The sequence below is a fragment of the Stenotrophomonas sp. 169 genome, assembly GCF_014621775.1.
Classification (GTDB): domain Bacteria; phylum Pseudomonadota; class Gammaproteobacteria; order Xanthomonadales; family Xanthomonadaceae; genus Stenotrophomonas.
The window spans coordinates 1,608,908-1,632,186 of the sequence record NZ_CP061204.1 but is presented as its reverse complement, the minus strand read 5'-3'; the positions used below and the strand labels follow the sequence as shown (position 1 = coordinate 1,632,186).

The following is a 23,279-nucleotide window of genomic DNA, read 5'->3' as shown; positions in this document are numbered from 1 at the left end:
AGGCCGCGCTGCGCGCTCGCCGAGCATGGCTCGGCGCTACCGGGGGGTGTGGATGCCTGACGCGGGCCGCGCTGCGCGCTCGCCGAGCGTGGCTCGGCGCTACCGGGGGGGATGCCTGACGCGGGCCGCGCTGCGCGCTCGCCGAGCGTGGCTCGGCGCTACCTGCGTTGTCGGGTGTTACTTGCTGCCGCCGGCGACGGTGCTGGCTGCTTCCATTTCCGCCTGTGCGCGTGCGGCGTACAGCGTGCCCGGGGGCGGCTGGCGGGTAAAGAACACATTGACACCGTCCAGCACCGCTGCGGCGATCTTGCGCTGGTAGGCCGGGTCCATCAGCCGCCGCTCTTCGTCCGGGTTGGAGATGAACGCGGTTTCCACCAGCATCGCCGGCATGTCCGAGGTGCGCAGCACCGCGAAGTTCGCGCGCTCGATGTTCGGCTTGTGGTTGTTGCCGATGCGCTTCAGGCCACCCAGTACGTGGCTGGCCGCATCTTCGGATGCCTTCATGTAGCCGCTCTGTGCCAGGTCGAGCAGCACGTTCGCGAGCGTGCCTTCGGTACGCTGCAGGCTGACGCCACCGATCAGATCCGCCGCGTTCTCCTTGTCGGCCAGCCAACGGGCGCGTTGCGAGGACGCGCCCTTGGTCGACAGCACGTACACCGACGAACCGCGCGCTGCGCGGTTCTCCGCGGCATCGGCGTGGATCGAAATGAAGATGTCCGCTTTCGCAGCGCGTGCTTTCTGCGCGCGCATCGGCAGCGGGATGAAGACGTCGCTGTCGCGGGTCATGTAGGCCTTCAGCCCCGGCATGGCGTTGACCTGGCGCGCCAGTTCACGGCCTACCGCGAGGGTGATGTCCTTCTCACGCTTGCCACTGGGTCCGACGGCACCCGGATCCTGGCCACCGTGGCCCGGATCGATCGCCACCACCAGCGGGCGCATGCCCGCCTGCATGCGCACACGCGATGCCTCGCTCGGCATCGCCGGGCGCGGCGGTGGTGCGGCGTCCGGGGTGGGTGCAGGCGGTGCAGTGGCCACGGCGGCCGCGGCCGCGCCGGTGCGGGTCGGCATCGTACCGGCGATGGTGGTGTTGGGCGGTCGCTGGCCGGTGGGCTGGCCGGCGAGAATGGCAGCCGGCGATGCGGCGGCAGTGCCGCTGCTGGCAGTAGTGCCAGCCGCGACCACGTTGGCGGTCGCGGCAGTGGGTACCGGCGCCGGTGCGGCGGAGACGGCCGCCGTGGCGCTCGCCTGCTGCTGTACCTGCGCGGTCAGCAGGGCCGTGGCCCGGGCGGCATCGCTGCGCGACTGTGCCGGGGTGACGGCGCCTGAAACGGGAACCGTGGCCGCAGGGGCAGGTGCCGGTGTCGGGGTCGGGGTCGGCGCAGCCGACGCCACAGGCGCAGACGTGCTGCCCGGCGCATCGCCTGGCCATTCGATGACCAGCTTCGACTCGTTGCCCTGCTGCAGCATCTGCGGCTTGAACGGTGCCACGTTGTCGGCCAGATCAAACACCACACGGAACGTGCCCGGCACGGGCTGGCCCGTACGCACGGCAGTCACCACGCCCTGCGCGGCAGGCAGCTTCAGCCCCCGCACCGCGCTGGAATCCGGAAAGTCGACCACGAGCCGGTTCGGCGCGGACAGGGCGATGGTCTTGTAGCCGCCCTTGCCCGCCAGCGCGATCTCGGCGCGCGTGCCGGTAGAGCCGGTGTCCAGCCGAACCTGATGAATCTCGCCCGCCCACGCGGCTGCGCTCGCCAAAGCGAAACCGATGGCGGCACAGACGGCAAGAGAGAGGGGTCCAGATCGCATGCTCAGGATTCAATCACTGCGCTGAACGAAATGCAAACCTTTTCCCTTAATAATCCGTAACTTTCATCGGTTTGTTCTGGTTAATCGACAGAAAGGACACGCAACTGATCCTGCTCGCGCAAACGCGTCACCCAGCCTTCACCTGAATCGCTCAGCGGAATGAGACGGGCATGCCGCCCGGCCCCTTCAATGCGCAGCTCGACGCGCAGATCGGTGGGTGGCAGCGAGCCTGCACCGCGTTCGGGCCATTCCACCAGCCACAGCGATGCGACGTCGTCGTCCAAGCCCAGGAAATCCAGTTCGCCGGCGCCAGCGATCCGGTACAGATCCATGTGCCACGCCTCGCGGCCGTCGGCCAATGGGTAGCGCTCCACCAGCGTATAGGTCGGGCTGCGAATGGCGCCGGTGACGCCCAGCGCGCGCAGCAGGGCACGCGCCGTGGTGGACTTGCCCGCTCCCAGGTCGCCCTGCAGTTCCAACAGCGCGTGGGCTGGGCGCGTGGTGGCCAGCGCCGCACCGAGCAGATCAGTGTGGTCAGGCTCGGGAAGATACAGTTCAAACATCACGCGGTTCCGGGTTGCAGAGCCGGCGCAGGGGCGCCAGCAGATCAGTGGGAAGCAGGCCCCGCGCGCCGTCGCGTGCCGCGACATCGCCGGCCAGGCCATGCAGGAGGGCGCCGCCCGCCGCCGCAGGGAACGGCTCCAGGCCTTGCGCACGCAGGGCGGCGATGATGCCGGTCAGCAGGTCTCCCATGCCGCCCACGGCCATGCCGGGGTTGCCGGCGGCAATCACCGCAGGGCACCGACCGGGCGCGGCGACCAGGCTGCCTGCCCCCTTCAGCACCACGACAGCGTGGAAGCGATCGGCCAACGCAGCGGCGGCGGCGAAGCGATCGGCCTGTACCGCCGCCGTCGTCGAGTGCAGCAGGCGTGCCGCCTCACCGGGGTGAGGGGTCAGCACGGCCTGCGGCAGGGGCTGCGGATCCTGCGCGAGCAGGTTCAGTGCATCGGCGTCCACGATCAGCGGCTTGCCGCTGTCACGCACGCCTCGCCACAGGGCACGCGCCCAGTCGTCCTGGCCAAGCCCGGGGCCGATCGCGACGACGCTCGCGCGTTGCAACACGTCCTGCAGTGCCGCGTCGCTGTCCACGGCATGACACATCGCTTCGGGCAGGCGGGCCAGGGCCGCCGCCACGTGCTCGGCCCGCGTGGCCAGGCTGGCCAGGCCCGCACCCGCTCGCAGCGCTGCATGCGCGGTCAGCAGGAGCGCGCCACCGCTGCCATGATTCCCGCCCACGCACAGCACGTGGCCCGAACTGCCTTTGTGGGCGTTGAGGCGGCGTGGGGGCAGCAACGCAGCCGCACGGTCCTGGTGCCAGAGCGCCGCAGCCGCCGGCACGCTGGCACGCACGCTGTCGGGCACCGACAACGGCGCCAGCCTGCGTTCGCCGGCGTGCTCGAGCCCGTCCCCCGTATAAAGCCCACGGTGGGCCACGATGAACTGCAGCGTCAGCTTCGCGCGCACCGCTGCACCGCGCGCGCTGCCGCGGTCGGCGTCCACGCCACTGGGCACGTCCAGCGCGAATACCGGGGCCGGATGCGCGTTCATCGCCTCGATCAGCGCGGCGGCATCGGCGCGCGGCGCGTCCTGCAGGCCGATGCCGAACAACGCATCCACCAGCACGTCGGACACGGGTAACGAGCCGGAAAACGCGTTGATCACACCGCCTGCTTCGAAGAACGCGGACGCCGCCCACGCAGCCAGGGCGGTCGCTGGCGGCTTTCCGCTCAGCCCCATCACCGTGACGTGGTGCCCGGCCTGCAGCGCATGCAGGGCCAGCACCAGGCCATCGCCGCCGTTGTTGCCTGCGCCGACCACGACGCAGACGTGCCGCGCTTCCGGCCACTGCTGCATCAGGCATTGCCAGGCGGCGTGTCCAGCAGCCGCCATCAGCGTCTGGCCATCGTCGCCCGCCATGGCGGAAGCGCGCGCGTCCAATGAACGGGCCGCAGCGGAATCGAACAGATCGGAAAGCTCATGCATGCAGGGATTCTATACTTGCCCCCATGTCCCCCGCCCCTGCCCCCGTCGATCCCCACCTGGCCGTACAGCGCATCCGCGCCCTCGCCCGCGCGCATGGCTTCCAGCGCTGTGGCATCGCGGGCGTCGATCTGGCCGAAGACGAAGCGCATCTGGCGGACTGGCTGGGCCAGGGCCTGTACGGCACGATGGACTGGATGGCCCGCCACGGCACCCTGCGCGCGCGCCCTGCCGAGTTGCTGCCGGGCACCGTCCGGGTGATCTCGCTGGGCATGGATTACAGCCACAAAGATGACACCGAAGCCTGGGCGACCCTGGCCGACCCGGGCCGCGCCTATGTCGCGCGCTATGCACTGGGGCGTGATTACCACAAGCTGATGCGCAACCGGCTGCAGAAGCTGGCAACGCAGATCAGCGATGAGGTCGCACCGCTGGGATTCCGCGTCTTCGTGGATTCGGCGCCCGTGCTGGAACGCGCTCTGGGCCGCAATGCGGGGCTGGGCTGGATCGGCAAGCACACCTGCCTGATCGATCGTAACGGCGGCTCGTGGTTTTTCCTGGGCGAGATCTACATCGACCTGCCGCTGCCCATCGATACGCCCGCGAGTGCGCACTGCGGCACCTGCACCCGTTGCATCGAGGTCTGCCCCACCCAGGCGATCATCGCGCCGCAGCGGCTGGACGCGCGCCGCTGCATCTCCTACCTGACCATCGAGCATGACGGTGCGATACCAGAGGACATGCGTCCGCTGATCGGCAATCGCATTTACGGCTGTGACGATTGCCAACTGGTCTGTCCCTGGAACAAGTTCGCCAAACGTACCGACGAAGCCGATTTCCGTGCCCGCAACAATCTCGACCGGGCGCGGTTGGACGAACTGTTTGCCTGGGACGAAGCGGAGTTCCTGCAGCGTACCGAGGGCAGCCCGATCCGTCGCAGCGGCCACCAGCGCTGGCTGCGCAACATCGCCGTCGCGCTGGGCAATGCGCCCACCTCCGCGCCGGTGGTGGACAGCCTGCGCACGCGCGCAGCCGACCCGTCCGAGATGGTGCGCGAACACGTGCATTGGGCGCTGGCCCAGCACGGCGCGGGATGATCCACACGGGGTGACGTGCGACCATGAGCGCCTGATCCACGCTGGTCCGTGATTCCCATGCAACAACGCAGCATCGATGTGCTTACTCCGAGCCAGCTCAACACGCTGGCGCGCGACCTGTTGGAAGGCAGCTTCCCGGCCATCTGGGTGGAAGCCGAACTGGGCAGCGTGGCGCGGCCGTCATCAGGCCATATGTACTTCACGCTGAAGGATGCGCGGGCGCAGCTGCGCGCGGCGATGTTCCGCATGAAAGCCAGCGCGCTGCGCTTCGTGCCGCGCGAGGGCATGCGCGTGCTCGTGCGTGGCCGGGTGACGCTGTACGACGCGCGCGGCGAGTACCAGATGGTGCTCGATCACATGGAGGAAGCCGGCGAAGGGGCCCTGCGCCGTGCGTTCGAGGAACTGCAGGCGCGGCTGGAAGCCGAAGGTCTGTTCGCCAGCGAACGCAAGCGCGCGTTGCCCGCACACGTCGGCCGGCTGGCGGTGATCACCTCGCCCACCGGAGCCGCGGTGCGTGACGTGGTCAGCGTGCTCGCCCGCCGCTTCCCGCTGTTGCAGGTGGATGTTCTGCCCAGCCTGGTGCAGGGCGCGACGGCAGCAGCGCAGATCACCCGCCTTCTGCAGGCAGCCGATGCCAGTGGCCGCTACGACGTGATCCTGTTGACCCGCGGTGGCGGATCGCTGGAAGACCTGTGGGCGTTCAACGACGAGGCGCTGACCCGTGCGGTGGCCGCCAGCACCACGCCGGTCGTGTCGGCGGTCGGCCACGAGACCGACTTCAGCCTGACCGACTTCGCCGCCGATCTGCGCGCGCCCACCCCGTCGGTGGCGGCCGAGCTGCTGGTACCTGACCAGCAGGACCTGGCGCGACGCCTGCGCCGCGATGCCGCACGCCTGCAGCAGCTGCACCGGCAGACGATGACGCAGGCCATGCAGCGCGCGGACCGGCTGATGCTGCGGTTGAACGCATGCAGTCCACAGGCCCGCCTGCAGTTGCTGCAACGTCGCCATGCCGATCTGGGGCGGCGCCTGCAGGCGGTAGCGGCGCAGCAGCGGCACCAGCGCACGGCGCGTCTGCGCCACGCATCCGCGGTGCTGCGCGGTCATCACCCGCAGCGCCAGCTTGATGCCCTGCGCCAGAGACTGCTCGCACTGCGCGGGCGTCCGGATGCGGCAATGCAGCGCCAACTGCAGCGCGACGCGCTGCGCCTGCGGGGACTTGCGCGTTCAATGGAGGCGGTCAGCCCGCTGGCGACTGTTGCGCGTGGCTACAGCATTCTGACCCGCCATGACGATGGCACGCTGGTACGCAGCGTGGAGCAGGTGCAGGCCGGCGACGCGCTGCAGGCGCGCGTGGGCGATGGCGTGCTGGATGTGCAGGTGACCGCCGTCAAGCGCTGAGTCCAGATCGACGGCAAGGATTGACGGCCAGCGGCCGTCACAACCCGGTCATTTCTGTTCGCAGAACGTCTGCCGGTATTCCATCGCCTTGGGCATCAGCGCCTGCAGGTTCTGGATACGGGTGCCGGGATTGGGATGGGTGGAGGAAAACTCCGGTTGCGACTGGCCGCCGCTGGCCTGCCCCATCCGTTCCCACAGCGGCACGGCTTCGCGCGGGTCGAAACACGCGGCCGCCGCCAGCATCAGGCCCACTTCGTCGGCCTGTGTTTCATGGCCACGCGCATACGGCAGCAGGTAACCGTAGCCCATTGCCGCCATCACCATCTGCTGTTGCTGCGGGGCCATGCCGCTGGCTGCGCCGGCCATCTGCCCGATCTGGGTCAGCTTCTGCTGCGCCATGCGCTGTGCGCCATGGCGCAGCAATGCATGGGCGATCTCATGGCCCATCACCACGGCCATGGCATCGCGCGTCTGCGCGACCGGTACCAGCCCGGTGTAGACCGCCATCTTGCCGCCGGGCAGGCAGAACGCATTGGCCTGCTCGGACTCGATGACGTTCACTTCCCAATCAAACCCGCGCGAAAAATGACCCGGCTGCAGGCCGTGTTCCTGCGCCAGCGCGGTTTCCACCACGTCCACCTTGGCGATCAGGCGCTGGGCGATGTCACGCACGTCGCGCGACATCGGCGCGTTGGGATCCAGCGGCCGCTCCTGCGCGAGGATCTGCTGGTAGGCCTGCAGACCGAGGGCCTTTTCCTGATCGGCATCCAGCGCGCTGTCGATCAGCACCGATTCGCCGGTGTACGGATCCACCGTGCGGTTGGAAAACCAGTAGAACGCCGCGTAACCAGCGAAGGCCAGCAGCACCCACCAGCGGATGTTGCCGAACAGGCCGCGACGCGGACGCTGCTGCGGGGATCGGGAAAAGGGATCGTTGCGCATCACCGAGCGTCCTGGCCAAGACCCGCCGGAACGGGCGGGAACGCCGCCATCCTAGCTCAGATGCCGCGCACCAGGCGGAAGCCGATACGCGCGCTGGTGGTGTCCGAATCCTGGGACTGCCGCCATGCCGCACGGGTCTGTTCAGGCGAGTTGGCCCAGTTGCCGCCGCGTATGACGCGTGCCCGGCAGCCCGGGTTGTACCAGGCCGCGCCATCGGCGGGCGCGCGGCGGTAACTGGCGTGCCAGCAGTCGGCCACCCACTCGCTCAGGTTGCCCGCCATGTCATGCAGGCCCCAGGCGTTGGGCTTGAACATTGCCACCGGCGCCGCGCCCCAGTACCCGTCGCCGTACCCGATGAACGCATTCGCCCAGCGTCGACCGGACGGCGACACGTCCAGGCTGCCGGTGAAGTTGCCCGAGTCCTCCGGCGGCTTCCCGCCATCGCCCCAGGGATAGCGCCCGGCGTTGCCCGCACGCATTGCATATTCGAACTCGGCTTCGCTGGGCAGCCGATACGAGCGGCCGGTCTGTTCGCTCAGCCAGCTGGCATAGGCTTCTGCGTCGCGCACGCTGACGTGCATCACCGGCTGGTTGGCCAACGCGCGGCCGCCATCGTAATCGGACTGCCAGTCCACGCCGCTGCGGCGGATGAAGTTGCCACTGCGCTCGTCATAGACGATGGAATGGCCGCGCCGGGTCGCGCGCGGACGTGCATTGGCCGATTTCACGAAGCGCGCAAAATCGTCCACCGTGACCTCCGTGATCGCCATCGCAAAGCCGCGCTCGAAGCGGACGTAATGCGACGGGCGTTCGGCATCGGTGGCACCAGGCTCGGTCGGCCCGGCGCCCATCTGGAAGCCGCCATGCGGCACGACGGTCATCTGCGGCCCGCGCCCCCCATCCCGCAGCGCGTCGCTGAACACCTGCCCCGGGCGGAAGCTCCCGTAGTGGGTGGCCAGTTCAATGCGCTCGCGCAGCAGGGCTACCGCCGGGTCACCGGGCAGCGCGATGCGCATCGCGGCTTCCAGCTTCTCCCGTGCCGGCTTCAGGCCCTGCGGGGTGACCAGGTCACGCAGGCCCTGGTCGCGCAGCGTGGCCAGCGTGGCGGCGCGGATCGCCTCGATCCGCTCGAAGGCGTCGGAAATGGTGGGGGACGCGTCATGGACCTTGCTCGCCTCGGCCAGCCAGCGCCCAGCAGCGGCGAAGTCCGCTGACCGGGCGGCACGCTCGGCACGGCCGATCAGCCCGCTCTCCGCCGCGGCGAGACCCTGGCGAGCGCGTCCATTGTCTTTGTCCAGGGCCAGTGCCTCGCGGAAATTGACGATCGCGCCGTCGCCGTCTTCGCCGATCTGCCCGGCCCGCAGGTCATCCTCGCCCGCGCGGTTGAAGGCCACGACACGCTGGGCACGCTCTACACGCTGCTGCAGCGCGCGCACCTTTTCATCATCGGGCGCGATGGTCATCAGGACCAGCGCCAGCTGGGTGGCTTCGGCCAGGGCCATGCGCTGCTGCAGCGGCTGCGCCAACAGCGCATCGGCCTGCGCCAGCAACGCACCACGTGCACGCTGCAGTCCCTGCCGCGCACGGCGGTCGTCCGGATCCTGTTGCAGCAGCGCCAGCCAGATCGGAATGGCATCCTCGGCGGATTCGTACAGACGCCCCTCACGCAGGGCCTCATCGGCGGCCCGGCGCGCCGCAGCGCGATCGGCGGCATCGATCTGTACCGACGGCGGCGTCCAACGCTGCACCGTCTCAGCCTCGTCCTCGCCCCCTATGGTGACCGTGCCGCTGCTGGCCTCCTGCGCATCCGGCGCCGGGGCAGGCGGTGCGGCCTTGCCCGGCGGCGTCTGCGCCGGGGGCGGTGGTGGCTCTCCGCAGCCGGTCGCGCCCAGCAGCCACAGGGCGGTCAACAGCAGGTGCAGGCGCGGCAAACGCAAAACCATCTCCTTCATGCCGGGGGTGACGGCCGACGTTAGGCTATTCTCCCCTGCCTGAGCAAACGCGAGAAGTCGAACGCCCCGTGGCAATCTGGATCACCACCCCCGCAGACCTGCAGGCGCGCCATGCGCAGCGCCCCACCCGCATCGGCCTGGATACCGAGTTCATCCGCGAACGCACCTTCTGGCCCCAACTGGCCCTGGTGCAGATGGCGGTCGGCGAAGAGATCCTGCTGATCGATCCGCTCGCCCCCGGCATGGCCGAGGCCCTTGCGCCGTGGCTCACCGATACCTCCATCGTGAAAGTGATGCACAGCGCCAGCGAAGACCTGGTGGCGTTCAAGCACACCTGTGGTGCCCTGCCCCGACCACTGTTCGACACCCAGATCGGCGCCTCACTGGCGGGCATCGGCGGTGGCATGGGCTACCAGAAACTGGTGCAGGAAATCACCGGCGTGGCGTTGGCGAAGGGCGAGACCCGCTCGGACTGGATGCGCCGCCCGCTGTCGGACTCCCAGCTGCAGTACGCCGCCGACGATGTCGAGCACCTGTTCGCCCTGCACGATGCCATCAGCTCCAAGCTGGAGGCACAGGGTCGCCTGCAGTGGCTGGCTGACGACGGCGAGCGCCTGCTGGCCAGCGTGGCCAACGACGAAGACCTCTGGCCGCACCTGGGCATGCGCTCCGCGCAGTTCCTCGATGTGGCTGCCCAGCATCGGCTGCTGCGCCTGCTGCGTTGGCGTGACGTGCAGGCCCGGGCAAGCGATCGCCCGCGCAGCTGGATCCTGGACAACGAGCTGGCGGCCACGCTGGCACGCGTCCCGCCTGTCGACGAAGCGGCGCTGGGCCGGCTGTTCGACCAGTTCCCGAAGGCGCCGCGCAAGCTGGCCGGCGCGGTATGGCAGGCACTGAATACCCCGCTGGCAGATGAAGCCGAGGCACCACGGATCCTGCCGGCCACCGACACCAACAAACAGGCACTGAAGAAACTGCAGGATGCCGTTGCCGAATGCAGCCGCGAACTGGACCTGCCGGACGGCGTGCTGGCATCGCGCAAGCACCTGGAAAGCTACCTGGAGCGCCGCACCTGGCCTGCCCCGCTGGCCGGCTGGCGCCAGCAGGTGCTGGAGCCGAAGCTGCAGCCGTTGCTGCCCTGACGAACCCGGTAGTGACGGCCGCTGGCCGTCAAACAGTGGCAGTGACGGCCAGCGGCCGTCACTGCCGGTTATCCGTTACCAGTTCATGTTCAACGACACGCCGACGGTGCGCGGCTCGTTGTACACCGCAGCCATGTAGTTCTCGATCACACCCTTGAGATTCTTCTCGTTGGTGATGTTGCGCGCGAACAGCGCCACTTCGTACGCGCCGTAGTTGCCGGAGTAGCCCAGCTTCAGGCCGCCTTCGAAGTCGCCCTTGGAATTGAACTCCGCCGAGTCATACAGCACGAAGCTGGTATAGCCCTGCTTGTTCCAGTCCGTCGATACGAACAGCGTGCCGGCGTCGTTGAGCGGGATGTCGTAGCGCGCGGCAAGGTTGATCCCGTACTTCGGCGCGTTCGGCAGCGGATTGCCGTTGATCTGCGCGAACGTGTTGGCCCCCACCTTGATCGTCGGGTCGGCCACCGTACACACCACCACGCCGTTCAGGGCGCAGACCTGTGCATACACGCGGTCGTCCTGGATCTCGCTGTGCAGCAGGCTCAGGCCGGCACTCAGGGTCAGGTTCGGGATCGGGCGCAGCTCCATGTCCGCCTCCAGGCCGTAGGCGCGCGCCTTGTCGGCGTTGAACAGCACGCCGTTGCCGTCCGAATCGTTGCCGTTGAGCTGGATATCGTTGACCGCGTAGGTGAAGGCCGTAGCGTTCAGGCGCAGGCGATTGTCCCACAGGCTGCTTTTCACGCCGGCTTCCCAGGACAGGATGGTTTCCGACTCGGCGGTGGTGAAGTCCGAGTTGAACACCGCCGAGCGACCCTGGATCGTCGGGCCCCGGAAGCCCCGCGCGACCTTGGCGTAGACACCCACCTGGTCGTTGACCTGGTACATCGCACTGAGGTCCCAGCTGGGCGTGGTGTCGCTCATTTCCACGTCGGTGCGGCCACGATAGGTGACCAGCCCGGCCGCCGTATCAGCGGTCTTCAACAGGCGTGTGCGCTTTTCGTCACGGGTCTGGCGCAGGCCGGCGGTGAGGGTCAGCTTGTCGGTAGCGGCATAGCTGAGCTGGCCGAAGCCCGCGAAGGACGTATTGGTATTGCGCAGGCGCACCCAGTTGTTCGGGTTGCGCGCCGCACCCTGCAGGAACCACGCCCGCTGGTAGAAATCGGTGGTGTCACGGCCATCGAAGTAGAACGCACCGACCTGCCACTTGAGGCGGTCTTCGCCGACGCTGGCCAGCCGTACTTCCTGGGTCCACTGGTCCAGGTCGCGCACCTGGCCCATCGACTGGCCAAAGCCGTTGGGCACGCCGTTGACCGGGAAGTTGGCCGCCGCGCCGCCATCGGTGTCGCCACGGCTGTAGCCGGAGGTGGTCTCGTAGGCGGTGATCGAGGTCAGCTCGACATTGCCGAAATCGTAGGTGGCCTTCACCGATCCGCCGTACGTCTTGTACGCCTGCGGATTGTTGGCGGCCTCGTCATACGCCACCCGATCGCGCGGCGCGGTGGGCTGGTTGGAGCCCTTGCTGATCGCATTGCGCAGGAACAGCGTGGAGGTGCCTTCGTAATCACGCGCATGGGCCGAGGCCAGCACCGAGAACGCGTCGGTCGGGGTCAGCAGGAGCTGCGCGCGCACGTTGCGATCGTCGAAGCCCCCCATCGCGTTCTTGCGCGGCGCTACCGTGCCATCCGCACTGGAGCCGGCGTAGGTGTTGTCGACGTAGTCATCGCGGTGCTGGTAAAGCGCCGACACTCGGAACGCCGCGATGTCGTTGATCGGCGCCCCGAAGCCGGCATCGACGGCCACGCTGTTGTGGGTGCCGTAGCTGGCATTGACGCGCCCGCTCGGATCCTGGCTGGGCTTGATGGTGTCGAACTTGACGATGCCGGCGGTGGTGTTGCGGCCGAACAAGGTACCCTGCGGGCCGCGCAGCACCTCGATCTGGTCCACGTCGTAAACCGGATTGGACTTCAGCACCACGTGCTCCAGCACCACGTCATCCTGGATGATGGATACCGGCTGCGAGGCACCCAGGTAGAAGTCGATGTTGCCCAGGCCACGGATGTAGAAGCGCGGGAAGATGCGGCCCGTGGTGGTTTCGGCATAGAAGCTCGGCACGCGGCCGGACAGCGCCAGCAGGGTGTCATCGCCACCTGCGGTGTAGTCGCGCAGCTTCTCGCCCTGCACTACGCCCACCGATACGGGCACCTCCTGCAGGTTCTGCTCGCGCCGCTCGGCGGTCACGGTGATGGCGTCCAGCGCCGTGGCGCTGGGGGCCCCGCCGGCCTGCTGGGCGAAAGACGGTGCCGCCATGCCCAGTGACAATGCAGCGCAGGCCAGCGCCAGCGGGTGGCGACGGAAGGATCGGTAATTGGGGTGCATGGAGAGGATTCGAGTGAGCGTCCGTGCGGCCTGCGCGAGCCGGGCGGATGAGGAAATCAAAGCGCGCAGGCGCACAGTATGGCGATTGCGTTTCAATTTGGTGGCAACCCCGCCCCCTGAAGGCGCCGCGCAGGGCGCGGCGCCGCCTGTCGTGCCGGAACTACGCCGCCGCCATGCTCCCGCGCGCCAGCATGAAACGTGCGGTCGCCTCGCGAAGGGCCTGCGCCTGCGCCGTCATCGCCTGCGCGGAAGCGGAGGTTTCCTCCACCAGCGCGGCATTCTGCTGGGTCACCCCGTCCATCTGCACGATGCTCTGGTTGACCAGTTCGATGCCCGCGGCCTGCTCCCGCGAGGCGGCGGCGATGCCGCCGATCACACCGCCCAACTCACCCACCGCGGCGACGACCTGCTGCAGCGTCTGCCCGGCCTGCGCGGCAAGCGTGGTGCCCGTGCCCACCTGCTCCACTGAATCATCGATCAAGCCCTTGATCTCGCGCGCGGCCTGCGCCGAACGCTGTGCCAGGGTGCGCACCTCGCTGGCCACCACGGCGAAGCCCCGTCCCTCTTCGCCGGCGCGGGCGGCCTCCACCGCTGCGTTGAGTGCCAGGATGTTGGTCTGGAACGCGATGCCGTCGATCACCGTAGTGATATCGGCGATCCGCCGCGACGACGCCTCGATCAGCGCCATCGTCTGCTCCACCTGCGATACCGCCTGCCCGCCCTGGGTCGCCACGGCCGATGCCTGCAGCGCCAACCGGTCCGCGCGCGCGGCATGATCGGCGCTCTGCCGCACGGCCGCCGTCATTTCTTCCATCGACGCGGCCGACTCCTCCAGGTTCGCGGCCTGCTGTTCGGTACGCCGCGACAGGTCTTCGCTGGCGGCTGCGGTTTCCGCTGCCGCCGCCGATACGCCGTCGGCCGAGCGCTGGATGCCGGCAATGATGCCGCCCAGGCTGTCCACCGTGGCATTGGCATCGTCGCGCATCTCGGCGAACACGCCCTGGAAATCGCCTTCGATTCGGCTGCGCAGGTCGCCACGTGCCAGGTTGCGCAGCAGGTCCGACAGCGCCGACAGGTTGTGGTCGGCGGTGGTCATGAGCGTGTTGAGGCCTTCCACCATCTCGCGGAAATCGTTCTCGAACGCCTGCGCATCACCGCGCGCACTGAAGTCACCGGCCGCCGCGGCCGCGACCAGGCGCTTGATCTCACCGTTGATGGACAGCAGCCGTGAACGCACGCCGTTGACGGCCGTACTGATCTTTGCTTTTTCACCCGGCAGTTCGGCCATCGACGCAGACAGGTCACCGGCCGCGTACTGCTGCACCAGTTCGACCATGTCCAGCTTGGTGCGCACATGGGAATCCACCAGTGCATTGGTGCCTTCCACCATGCTGCGGAAGGCGCCCTCGAACGGGGCGGCATCGATGCGATAGCTGATGGTGCCGTCGGTGTGCTGCTGCGCCATCTGGTCCTGCGCGGCGGAGACGGCGCGCAGGGTGGACTGCATGCGCCGCATCGACGCCAGCAGGCGCCCGACCTCGTCGGCACGGCGTTGCGGGATGTGGCGGTCCAGACGCCCGGCGGACACATCGACAGCGACCTGTTCGGCCTCCTGCAGCGGGCGTCCCAGCAGGCGGCGCATGGCCAGCACGGTGGCCGCGATCACCGCCAGCAGGGCCAGTGCGGAAATGCCGGCGATCTGCAGCAGCAGCGTGCGCAGCACGTCCTGCAGGACCGACACCGGTTCCAGCCCCAGCACCATCCAGCGCCACGGCCCATGCGCCTGCGCGGAAACGAAATAGTCGCGCGTGCCGGCACCATCGGCGGTGCGCAGGCGCAGCGTCGCCGAGGCCTCGCGGCCTTCCAGCAGCGCCTGCAGCACGGGGCGGTCCTCCACAGCCACCCGCTCGCTGAGCGCGGTGCCTTCTCCGGCAGCCGCAGCGATCACCTTGCCGAAGCTTTCGCCCGGGCGGGTGTCGACCGCCATGAAGTAGCCTTCGCGGCCCAGGGTGGATTCGCGCAGGCTGGATTTGAGGGCGGCAAGGCCGGCGGACTGGTCCTGGCCGACGAAGGCGATGCCGACGACCTCGCCTGCGGCGTCCTTCATCGGCATGTAATACGTCATGTAATCGGTGCCGAACAGATGCGCCGGGCCGCTGAAGGCCTCACCGGCCATGATCTTCGGGTAGGCCAGATGGGCGTGGTCCAGCTTGGTACCCAGCACACGCTCGCCCGCCGCATTGCGCAGCGAGGTCGCCACGCGGATGAAGTCATCCCCTTCGCGCACGAAGATGGTGGCGACGCCGCCGGTAGAGGAGGCAAATCGGTCCACCGATGCGTCATCCAGGGCCAGCGGCGTAGCGCCGAAGCGCAGCTGCGGCGCGGACTGGCCGGCCACCTCGACACGCTGCTCGGCGTCGACCGAGGGATCGCCGGGCGGCAACGCACTGCGGAACAACTCGGCCATATGGCGCGTGCTCTCACCCAGGCTGCGGTCATACAGCGCCACGGAGTCGCGCATCAGGCTGGCCGACGTGGTGAGTCCCGCCTCTACCCGCTGCTGGTAGCTGGCTGCTGTCTGCCGGTAGATCAGCAGGGCGAGCAGGATGAAGGCCGTGGCCGTGATCGCGGCGAGCAGAAGCGCCAAGCGGCTGGAAATGGACATCGTGGAACCGGTGGCGGCAGAAGTCGTCATCGAGAGGCACTTTGGTTGGAAGGGGAAGGCGCGTGTTGCGCGTCACACTTCTATCGGCACCATTTCGGTCCTCTTTAGCCTTGGATCGATCCAAGGAGTCTGCGATTCATCTGCAAGCTGTTGATCGGAATCGAAATAGCCGTGTAACCGGTTACATCACCGCGATGTGCGCCCTTCCGGGTGAGGTGTGGATGCTTGGCAAGTATTCAGCGGTTGGATAGACTCGACCACGACATGGGGCCATAGCTCAGCTGGGAGAGCGCGTCGTTCGCATCGACGAGGTCAGGAGTTCGATCCTCCTTGGCTCCACCATGATTACAACGAAAAACCCCGGGAGCGATCCCGGGGTTTTTTGTTGTCGCGGCCGGCACGGCTCAGGCCGGCTCGCCGCCGCCATCCTTGCGCTCCGGTTTTTTCGAGTGCGCGTCACGCACTTTCTCGTCCTGCTGGCCTGGGCGCTGCTTGGCCACGTCGTCGTGGCGCTGGTCCTGCTGGCTTTCCTGCACGCCGGCCTTGTCGTCCTGGTTCTGCTTGTCATCCACCATGAGTGCTGCCCTGTGCTGCTGCGGCGGCACGATGCCCCCGCCTGCCGACCACGCTAGCGACGTGCTCGTGAGCCGCACATCACGACGACGCGATGGCGCCGTGCAGCGTCGCTTGGCGCGGCCGCATGACCGCGTCACACTGGGCGCCTGCCATCGAACACGGACGTCCCATGCGCATCACCCTGCTGCTCCCTGCCCTGCTGCTGTGCGCCAGCTGTGCCCATCACGGCAGCGTTGCGCCGCCACCGCCGCCAGCGATGGCTGGCTGGATCACCCCTGCCGAAGCGGTGCACGCCGCCAACGATGATCCGCAGCGCGGCATCAGTGGCACCTTCGTGATCCACGTGCGCACGGTCGATCTGACCGACCACGGGTTGTACCTCAACAGCGAAACGGACTACCGCCACCAGGCCAACCTGACCGTGTGGCTGGCGCCCGAGCAGGCCGATGCGCTGCGGGCACGGCTGGACAATCTGCCGCTGGACCGGCTGGTCAACCGCCGCCTGCTGGTACAGGGCACCGCCCGCCGCGAGAAGATCGTCTTCAGCCGCGATGGCGTGCCCAGCGACAAGTACTACTACCAGACGCATGTGCGCCTGAGTGACCCGCGCCAGGCCCGCTTCGCCCCCTGATCGCGGCGGCTGATCAATCCAGCTCCACCACCAGCTTGCCGAAGTTGCGTCCCTGCAGCAGTCCGAAGAAGGCATCCGGGGCCGCATCCAGCCCCTGCACGATGTCTTCGCGGTACTGGATGCGGCCTTCGCGCAGCCACTGCGCCATGTCCTGTTCAAAGCGCGGGAACAGATCGTTGAAGTCGGACTGGATGAAGCCGCGCACGTTCAAGCGCTGACGCAGGACCTGGCTGAAAAAGCCGGGCAGCCGGTCCGGTCCCGGCACCCGCACACCGCGCGCGTTGTAGGTGGCGATGGTGCCGCACACGGGCACGCGGGCGAAGTCGTTGAGCAGCGGCAGCACCGCATCGAACACTTTGCCGCCGACGTTTTCGAAATAGACATCGATGCCGTCGGGCGCAGCGTGGCGGAGCTGCTCGGCGAAGTCATCCGCACGGTGGTCCAGTGCCACATCCGCGCCCAGTGTTTCCACATACGCGCGCTTGGCCTCGCCACCGGCGATGCCCACCACGCGCGCGCCCTGCTGCTTGGCCAACTGCACCACCGTAGCGCCCACCGGGCCACTGGCGGCGGCAACCACCAGGGTTTCGCCGGGCTGCACACGGCCGATTTCCTGCAGCCCCGCGTAAGCGGTGAAACCCGGCATGCCATGCACGCCCAGCGCGGTGCTCAGCGGCAATCCCGCGGGATTCAAGCGGCGGCTGATCGATGCGGCATCCACCACGGCATGGGTCTGCCAGCCACCGGGCGCGATCACCAGCGTGCCGACCGTCAGCGCATCGTCGGCTGACGCCACCACCTCGCTTACCGTGCTCCCCTCCATCACGGCATCCAGCGCAACCGGCGGTGCATACGATGGTCCCTCTTCCATCCGACCGCGCATGTACGGATCCAATGAGAGATAGCGATTGCGCAACAGCACCTGCCCCGGTTGCAGCGGAGGAAGTGCGGCCTGCTCACGACGGAAGTTGGCCGCCACCGGCGCCCCGTTGGGTCGCGAGGCAAGCACGATGCGGTCGGTACTGCTGACAGAAACGCTCATCGTTCATATCCATTTTCTGAAAGGAGACCACCGACGTTACGCTCCTCGGCCGCAGCAGAGTGCGACACGAAAACAGCGTTCCATGGCGTGCTGTGCATCTGCACGCGTGCGGCGCCTGTCACAGCAGCATTGCCCACGCACGCGTCGCGCCAGTTTTCCACGCAGGGCATCGCACGCGCAGAAGGCGGGTTGCAGCGACGCAGGATCAACCACTTGCATGCGCATCCGCAGCGCGCAGACACGAATGTGAAGTTTTTTCTGCAAAAGGCTTGCCGAACTGCTTCGACGTCCGTAATATGCGCCTCCTCGGCAGCGACATCGCTGCAACGAAACAAGTGGCCGAGTAGCTCAGTTGGTAGAGCAGGGGATTGAAAATCCCCGTGTCGGCGGTTCGATTCCGTCCTCGGCCACCATTAGTTTCGAAGGGTCTGCGTACATGCAGGCCCTTTTTTTTTGCCCGTTGCTTGAGATATACGATACATATACGATTCGTATATTCCGTAATCAGGTACTTCCATGGGCATCGTCAACATCGACGACGAACTGCACGATCAGCTGCGTCGCGCGTGCACCGTCAGCCACCGCTCGATCAATGCGCAGGCCAACTTCTGGATCAAGGGGGGCATGCTGTGCGAAATGCACCCGGAGACGAGCTTCCAGGACATCGTCGCCAGCGAGCTGCGCGCTGCCGGCGTGCAGCCGAAGCGACTCAGTGAACCGCGCACATGATCAAGAGTGCGCAGGAAATCGCCTTGATGGGCACGTCCGGCGCCCTGCTCGCGCAGGTGTTCGATCGCCTGGACCGGCTGCCCCTCGAGGGCCGCAGCACGATGGAGATCAATGATCTGGTCGAACGGATGATCGTCGACGACCTGCAGGCGCGACCGGCCAGCAAGGGGCAGTACGATTTCCCGTTCGTGCTCAATGCGTCCATTGACGACATCGTCTGCCACGGCATGCCGTCAGCAGATGACGTGCTGCGCAGCGGGCAGATCGTCAACCTCGATATCACCCTGGAAAAAAATGGCTACATCGCCGATTCCAGCACGACGTATCTGGTGGGCGAAGTTGCCTATCCGGCGCGTCGCCTGGTGCGCGCGACGTACCTGGCGATGTGGAAAGGCATCGCGGCGGTGCGGCCGGGTGCACACACCGGCGACATTGGCCACGCCATCGCCCGCTTCGCGCGCGAAATGGGCTACAGCGTGGTCAAGGAATACTGCGGTCACGGCATCGGTACGGAGATGCACGAGGAACCCCAGATCCTGCATTACGGCCATGCCGGCACCGGCGTGGAACTGGAAGAGGGGATGGTGTTCACCATCGAACCGATGCTCAACCAGGGCAAGGCCGCGATCCGGCACCGCCCGGACGCATGGCCCGTGCATACGCGCGACGGCAAACTGTCAGCGCAGTTCGAACACACCGTGGCGGTGACACGCGAGGGTGTGCAGGTACTGACCCTGCGACAAGGCGAGAGCGCTCCCGCCTGAGCGCAGCGCCCGCACCTGCCGGCAGTTCGCGCGGATCAGGTCGGCGCGAAGCTGCGGGTTGCCTTCTTTTCGGTCTTTTCCGCCTTCTTTTCCTTGGCCGTCTTCGCCGGCTTCTTCTTCTGGTCTTTCTTCTGGTTCATACCCTTGCTCATTACGGCATTCCCTTTGTCGGTAGCGACGGCCGGAGCATGGCACATCCGGGGCGGAGGCGGATCGCGCACTTCACATCGGTGGAGCTGCCGGCATGGCTAAGATCGACCCCTACGACCTTGGGCCCCCACCATGAAAAATCGTCATGCCCTGCCCCGCCTGCTGGCATCCGCTGCGCTGCTGTGCCTCACCGTGAGCGCTTACGCTGCCGAGCCGGTGCGCTCGGTTGCAGCGCTGGATATCGACCGCTATGCCGGCCAGTGGCATGAGATCGCGCACCTGCCCGTGTCGTTCCAGAAAAAGTGCGTGGGTGACATCACCGCGACCTACAGCCTGCGCAGCGACGGGCGCATCAGCGTGCTGAACGGCTGCCGCGTGGAAGATGGCAGCCGGCTGCAGGCCGAGGGCGTGGCGCGCCCGGTCACCGGCGAGCCCGGACAGCTGCAGGTGCGCTTTGCGCCAGACTGGCTGTCGTGGGTACCGCTGGTATGGGCGGATTACTGGGTGATCGCGCTGGACCCGGACTACCAGTGGGCGGTGGTCGGCGAGCCGGATCGCAAATACCTGTGGATCCTTTCGCGCTCGCCAAGCATGCCGCGGGCGCAGTTGGACGCCCTGAAGGCACGTGCCGAATCGATGGGCTACGACCTGGCGCCACTGCGGGTGTTGGCGCCCATCGAATAACGGGCTCGCCACGACGATCCAGGGGCCGGATACCGCTTGCGGCACTGCAGAGGGCGCTGGCCCCGTCGTCGTGCGTACCGATTAGGATTGGCGTTCAGCCGAAGCCCTGTGCACGGCACCATACGCCGTAGTATCTTCCTTCCCACGCACTCTCTTCCGCGAGGACCTGCGCCCATGTTCCGCCGCTTCCGTACTGCCCTGATTCTGCTTTCCCTGCTCGCCCTGACCGCCTGCGGCGAGGGCGTGGTGAAGCGCGTTTCCGAACCCGCCACGCGCCTGCAGCAGCTCACCGTCAATGCCGACGGGAGCTGGAAGATCGCGCTGCGCCTGCAGAACTTCAGCTCGATGCCGATGCACTTCGATGACGTGGAACTGAAGCTTTCGGTCGGCGACGCCGACGCCGGGACGCTCAGCGCCAAACCCGGCGTGTCCATCGGCGGCACATCGGCCGACGTGATCGAACTGCAGGTACAGCCCGCTGCACAGGCGCGCCTGATGGTGGCCGATGCACTGGCCGGCAACCACACCCTTTCCTACACGTTGGAAGGATCGGTCTCAGCCACGCCGGAAGAGAAAAAGCAGCGCACGTTCCAGATCAACAACCGCAGCACCCTCAACCCCGCACCGGGCCTGCCCGGCGTGCTGCGCTGATTCCCGCCTTCCCTGCCCCCCGCCCCTGATCGAGACGCTTCACGATGAGCAGCTATACCGCACCGCTTTCCGACCTGCGCTTCGCCCTGCATGACGTGCTCAAGGTGGAGGCACTGTTCGCCCGCCTGGGCTTCAGTGATGCCACCGCCGACGTGGTGGATGCCGTACTCGAAGAGGCAGGCCGCTTCAGTGGCTCGGTGCTGGCGCGCTTGAACAGCGTCGGCGACGAGGTGGGCTGCGTGCTCGACCAGGCAAGCGGTGAAGTCACCACGCCGCCGGGCTTCAAGCAGGCGTACGACCAGTTCGTCGAGGGCGGGTGGACAGGCCTGACCGCGTCGCCCGACGTTGGCGGACAAGGTCTGCCGCATACGCTGGGGGTCCCGCTCAATGAAATGATCAACGCGGCCAACCTGGCCTGGGGCAATTTCCCGCTGCTGTCGCACGGTGCGATCGAGGCGCTGAAGCACCATGGCGAACCGTGGCAGCACGAAGCGTTCCTGAAGCCGCTGATCGAAGGCCGCTGGACCGGCACCATGTGCCTGACCGAACCCCACTGCGGCACCGACCTGGGCCTGCTGAAGACCAAGGCCGAGCCGAATCCGGATGGCAGCTACGCGATCACCGGCACCAAGATCTTCATCACCGCCGGCGAGCACGACCTGACCGACAACATCGTGCACCTGGTGCTGGCCAAGCTGCCCGGCGCACCGGCCGGCGCGAAGGGCATTTCGTTGTTCGTGACGCCCAAGTTCAAGGTCGACCGCGAGGGCCAGGTCGGCGAACGCAACGCGCTGCGGTGTGGCTCGATCGAACACAAGATGGGCATCAAGGGCTCGGTCACCTGCGTGATGAACTTCGACGGCGCCGAGGGGTATCTCGTCGGCCAGCCGCACAAGGGCCTGCAGGCAATGTTCACCATGATGAACACCGCGCGCCTGGGTGTGGGCCTGCAGGGTATCGGCCTGTCCGAGCGCGCGTATCAGAATGCGCTGAAGTATTCGCGTGAGCGGCTGCAGTCGCGCTCGCTGAGCGGCGCGAAGTTCCCGGACAAGCCGGCTGATCCGATCATCGTGCACCCCGATGTGCGCCGCATGCTGCTGACCATCAAGTCGCTGCTGGAAGGCAGCCGCCTGCTGGCGCTGCATGCCGGCACGTTGATCGACATCGCCCACGGCGCGCAGGACCCCGCCGAGCGCGAGCGTGCCGACACGCTGGTGAGCTTCCTGACTCCCATTTCGAAGGCATGCCAGACCGAATGGGGCATCGAGAATACGTACAACGCCCTGCAGTGCTTCGGCGGCCACGGCTATATCCGCGAACACGGCATGGAGCAGTTGGCCCGCGATGCCCGCATCACCACGCTGTATGAAGGCACGACCGGTATCCAGGCCTTGGACCTGATCGGCCGCAAGACCGCCTCCAGCCAGGGCGCAGGCCTGAAACTGTTCCTGGCGGAAATTGAAACCTTCGCGCAGGCGCACCAAGGGGATGACGCGTTGGCGGAGTTCATCGCACCGCTGCGCGCGAAGGCCAGTGAGTGGGGCGCATTGACGATGGACGTCCTGCAGCGTGCGGCCGGCAATCCCGACGAACTCGGCGCAGCCAGCCACGACTACCTGTTCTACTCCGGGTATGTGGTGCTGGCTTACTGGTGGGCCCGCAGCGTGGCCGCCGCTGATGCCAGCGCACAGAGCGCTGCGTTCAAGCAGGCCAAGCGCGAAACGGCACGTTTCTACTTCGCGCGCGTGCTGCCACGCACCCTGGCCCACGCCGCCGCGATCCAGGCCGGCGCCGACACGCTGATGGCGATGGACGACGCGCGCTTCGGCTGACGGCCAGCGGCCGTCACTACCCGGTAGCGCCGAGCCATGCTCGGCGAGCGCAGCGGCCGTCATGACCGTGCGGGGGGCTGTTACACAAAGCGTCATCTTTCGGGTATAAGCTGTTATTCCGATGGAGACAGACACTACACGCCTGGGTCTGATCACTACCGGAGCTGCCTCATCCGCTCCGGAGGCCGGGTCATCGCCGCTCGCCAGCGCACTGCATCGCCCCGGCACCGTCCGCCTGCTTTCCCTTGATGCCCACGGCCGGGTCCTGGACTGGATCAACTGGCAGGACGCGTCGTGCCTGTATGCCCGCGGTGCGGTGTCGTGGACGCTGGGCGACCCCTGCCTGCACATTCACGGCGGCGTCAACCGGCTCAGCGGCCTGCGCAGCGGGATGGACCTGCACCCCATCATCGCCACCCGCGGGCACGCGCGTTCGCGGTCGCCCGCTCCCACGCCCAACCTCACCAATGCCGCGCTGTTCGCGCGTGATGCCCATCTTTGCCTGTACTGCGGGCAACAGCATTCACGTCCGGTTCTCACCCGCGACCATGTGATGCCGCTGTCCAAGGGCGGCCTGGATGTCTGGGAAAACGTGGTCACCGCCTGCTTCCATTGCAACTCGCGCAAGAGCAACCGCACCCCGCAGCAAGCGGGCATGCCCTTGCTGGCCGTGCCTTTCCGGCCGAGCTGGATCGAACACCTGATCCTGTCCAACCGCAATATCCTGGCCGATCAGATGGCCTTCCTGAAAGCGCAGCTGCCGAAGAAATCCAAGCTCTCGGCGTGAACCGGCAGG

19 protein-coding genes and 2 tRNA genes are annotated in these 23,279 nt (G+C 67.3%); 12 read left to right on the top strand and 9 right to left on the bottom strand.

Going from position 1 to position 23,279, the window contains the following annotated elements; genetic code table 11:
• Positions 1-177 precede the first annotated feature (177 nt).
• The 3 genes from ICJ04_RS07030 to ICJ04_RS07020 all read right to left on the bottom strand — a co-directional run bounded on the left by ICJ04_RS07030 (position 178) and on the right by ICJ04_RS07020 (position 3,852).
• Complete coding sequence (locus tag ICJ04_RS07030) at positions 178-1,809, bottom strand: N-acetylmuramoyl-L-alanine amidase (RefSeq protein WP_188326801.1); 1,632 nt, start codon at positions 1,807-1,809, stop codon at positions 178-180.
• Positions 1,810-1,889: 80 nt separating this feature from the next.
• Complete coding sequence (gene tsaE, locus ICJ04_RS07025; protein ID WP_188326800.1) at positions 1,890-2,372, bottom strand: tRNA (adenosine(37)-N6)-threonylcarbamoyltransferase complex ATPase subunit type 1 TsaE; 483 nt, start codon at positions 2,370-2,372, stop codon at positions 1,890-1,892.
• Entirely contained in the window at positions 2,365-3,852 is a 1,488-nt protein-coding gene (locus ICJ04_RS07020; RefSeq protein ID WP_188326799.1) for an NAD(P)H-hydrate dehydratase, read from the bottom strand. Before ICJ04_RS07020 ends, tsaE begins: the two co-directional genes overlap by 8 nt.
• Positions 3,853-3,875: 23 nt before the next feature.
• On the opposite strand from ICJ04_RS07020, the gene queG reads away from it, so the two are divergent.
• Together queG and xseA are read left to right on the top strand one after the other, a co-directional pair.
• Entirely contained in the window at positions 3,876-4,946 is a 1,071-nt protein-coding gene (queG, locus tag ICJ04_RS07015) for a tRNA epoxyqueuosine(34) reductase QueG (protein WP_188326798.1), read from the top strand.
• 57 nt (positions 4,947-5,003) lie between these two features.
• Positions 5,004-6,347 (top strand): exodeoxyribonuclease VII large subunit, encoded by a 1,344-nt coding sequence (gene xseA / locus ICJ04_RS07010; protein WP_188326797.1) that lies wholly within the window; start codon positions 5,004-5,006, stop codon positions 6,345-6,347.
• A gap of 48 nt (positions 6,348-6,395) precedes the next feature.
• Here xseA and ICJ04_RS07005 read toward each other — a convergent pair whose 3' ends face one another.
• Both ICJ04_RS07005 and ICJ04_RS07000 read right to left on the bottom strand, forming a co-directional pair.
• Positions 6,396-7,289, bottom strand: coding sequence for a M48 family metallopeptidase (locus ICJ04_RS07005; protein WP_188326796.1), 894 nt, complete (start codon positions 7,287-7,289; stop codon positions 6,396-6,398).
• A gap of 56 nt (positions 7,290-7,345) precedes the next feature.
• A complete protein-coding gene (locus ICJ04_RS07000) occupies positions 7,346-9,064 on the bottom strand; it encodes a formylglycine-generating enzyme family protein (protein ID WP_223203043.1) in 1,719 nt (572 codons plus the stop codon).
• 245 nt (positions 9,065-9,309) lie between these two features.
• Between ICJ04_RS07000 and rnd the strand changes: the two genes are divergently transcribed.
• On the top strand, positions 9,310-10,383 hold the full coding sequence (gene rnd / locus ICJ04_RS06995; protein ID WP_188326794.1) for a ribonuclease D: 1,074 nt from the start codon (positions 9,310-9,312) through the stop codon (positions 10,381-10,383).
• Between the two features lie 75 nt (positions 10,384-10,458).
• On the opposite strand, the gene ICJ04_RS06990 is transcribed toward rnd, so the two are convergent.
• Positions 10,459-12,759, bottom strand: coding sequence for a TonB-dependent receptor (locus ICJ04_RS06990; RefSeq protein WP_188326793.1), 2,301 nt, complete (start codon positions 12,757-12,759; stop codon positions 10,459-10,461).
• A gap of 160 nt (positions 12,760-12,919) precedes the next feature.
• Positions 12,920-15,454: a Cache 3/Cache 2 fusion domain-containing protein gene (locus tag ICJ04_RS18260; RefSeq protein WP_223203004.1), complete on the bottom strand. Its 2,535-nt coding sequence runs from the start codon at positions 15,452-15,454 to the stop codon at positions 12,920-12,922.
• Positions 15,455-15,690: 236 nt separating this feature from the next.
• Here ICJ04_RS18260 and ICJ04_RS06980 point away from each other — a divergent pair.
• Positions 15,691-15,766 (top strand) — tRNA-Ala (locus tag ICJ04_RS06980).
• 62 nt (positions 15,767-15,828) lie between these two features.
• Here the strand turns inward: ICJ04_RS06980 and ICJ04_RS06975 are convergent.
• Positions 15,829-15,999, bottom strand: a complete 171-nt coding sequence (locus ICJ04_RS06975) for a hypothetical protein (RefSeq protein WP_188326792.1) — start codon at positions 15,997-15,999, stop codon at positions 15,829-15,831.
• 170 nt (positions 16,000-16,169) lie between these two features.
• Between ICJ04_RS06975 and ICJ04_RS06970 the strand changes: the two genes are divergently transcribed.
• Positions 16,170-16,631, top strand: a complete 462-nt coding sequence (locus tag ICJ04_RS06970; protein ID WP_188326791.1) for a hypothetical protein — start codon at positions 16,170-16,172, stop codon at positions 16,629-16,631.
• Positions 16,632-16,644: 13 nt separating this feature from the next.
• Here ICJ04_RS06970 and ICJ04_RS06965 read toward each other — a convergent pair whose 3' ends face one another.
• Positions 16,645-17,673, bottom strand: coding sequence for an NADP-dependent oxidoreductase (locus tag ICJ04_RS06965; protein WP_188326790.1), 1,029 nt, complete (start codon positions 17,671-17,673; stop codon positions 16,645-16,647).
• A 337-nt stretch (positions 17,674-18,010) separates the two neighbouring features.
• Here ICJ04_RS06965 and ICJ04_RS06960 point away from each other — a divergent pair.
• From ICJ04_RS06960 to ICJ04_RS06930, 7 genes are all read left to right on the top strand, one after another.
• Positions 18,011-18,086 (top strand) — tRNA-Phe (locus ICJ04_RS06960).
• 103 nt (positions 18,087-18,189) lie between these two features.
• Complete coding sequence (locus tag ICJ04_RS06955) at positions 18,190-18,402, top strand: ParD-like family protein (protein WP_188326789.1); 213 nt, start codon at positions 18,190-18,192, stop codon at positions 18,400-18,402.
• The gene (map, locus tag ICJ04_RS06950) at positions 18,399-19,166 is read left to right on the top strand and encodes a type I methionyl aminopeptidase (protein ID WP_188326788.1); all 768 of its coding nucleotides are present in this window, start codon (positions 18,399-18,401) and stop codon (positions 19,164-19,166) included. The genes ICJ04_RS06955 and map overlap by 4 nt, the downstream gene beginning before the upstream one ends.
• Before the next feature lie 282 nt (positions 19,167-19,448).
• On the top strand, positions 19,449-20,000 hold the full coding sequence (locus ICJ04_RS06945; protein WP_188326787.1) for a lipocalin family protein: 552 nt from the start codon (positions 19,449-19,451) through the stop codon (positions 19,998-20,000).
• A gap of 174 nt (positions 20,001-20,174) precedes the next feature.
• Complete coding sequence (locus tag ICJ04_RS06940) at positions 20,175-20,651, top strand: LEA type 2 family protein (RefSeq protein WP_188326786.1); 477 nt, start codon at positions 20,175-20,177, stop codon at positions 20,649-20,651.
• 44 nt (positions 20,652-20,695) lie between these two features.
• The gene (locus ICJ04_RS06935) at positions 20,696-22,483 is read left to right on the top strand and encodes an acyl-CoA dehydrogenase C-terminal domain-containing protein (protein ID WP_188326785.1); all 1,788 of its coding nucleotides are present in this window, start codon (positions 20,696-20,698) and stop codon (positions 22,481-22,483) included.
• A gap of 121 nt (positions 22,484-22,604) precedes the next feature.
• On the top strand, positions 22,605-23,270 hold the full coding sequence (locus ICJ04_RS06930; protein ID WP_188326784.1) for an HNH endonuclease: 666 nt from the start codon (positions 22,605-22,607) through the stop codon (positions 23,268-23,270).
• Positions 23,271-23,279 lie beyond the last annotated feature (9 nt).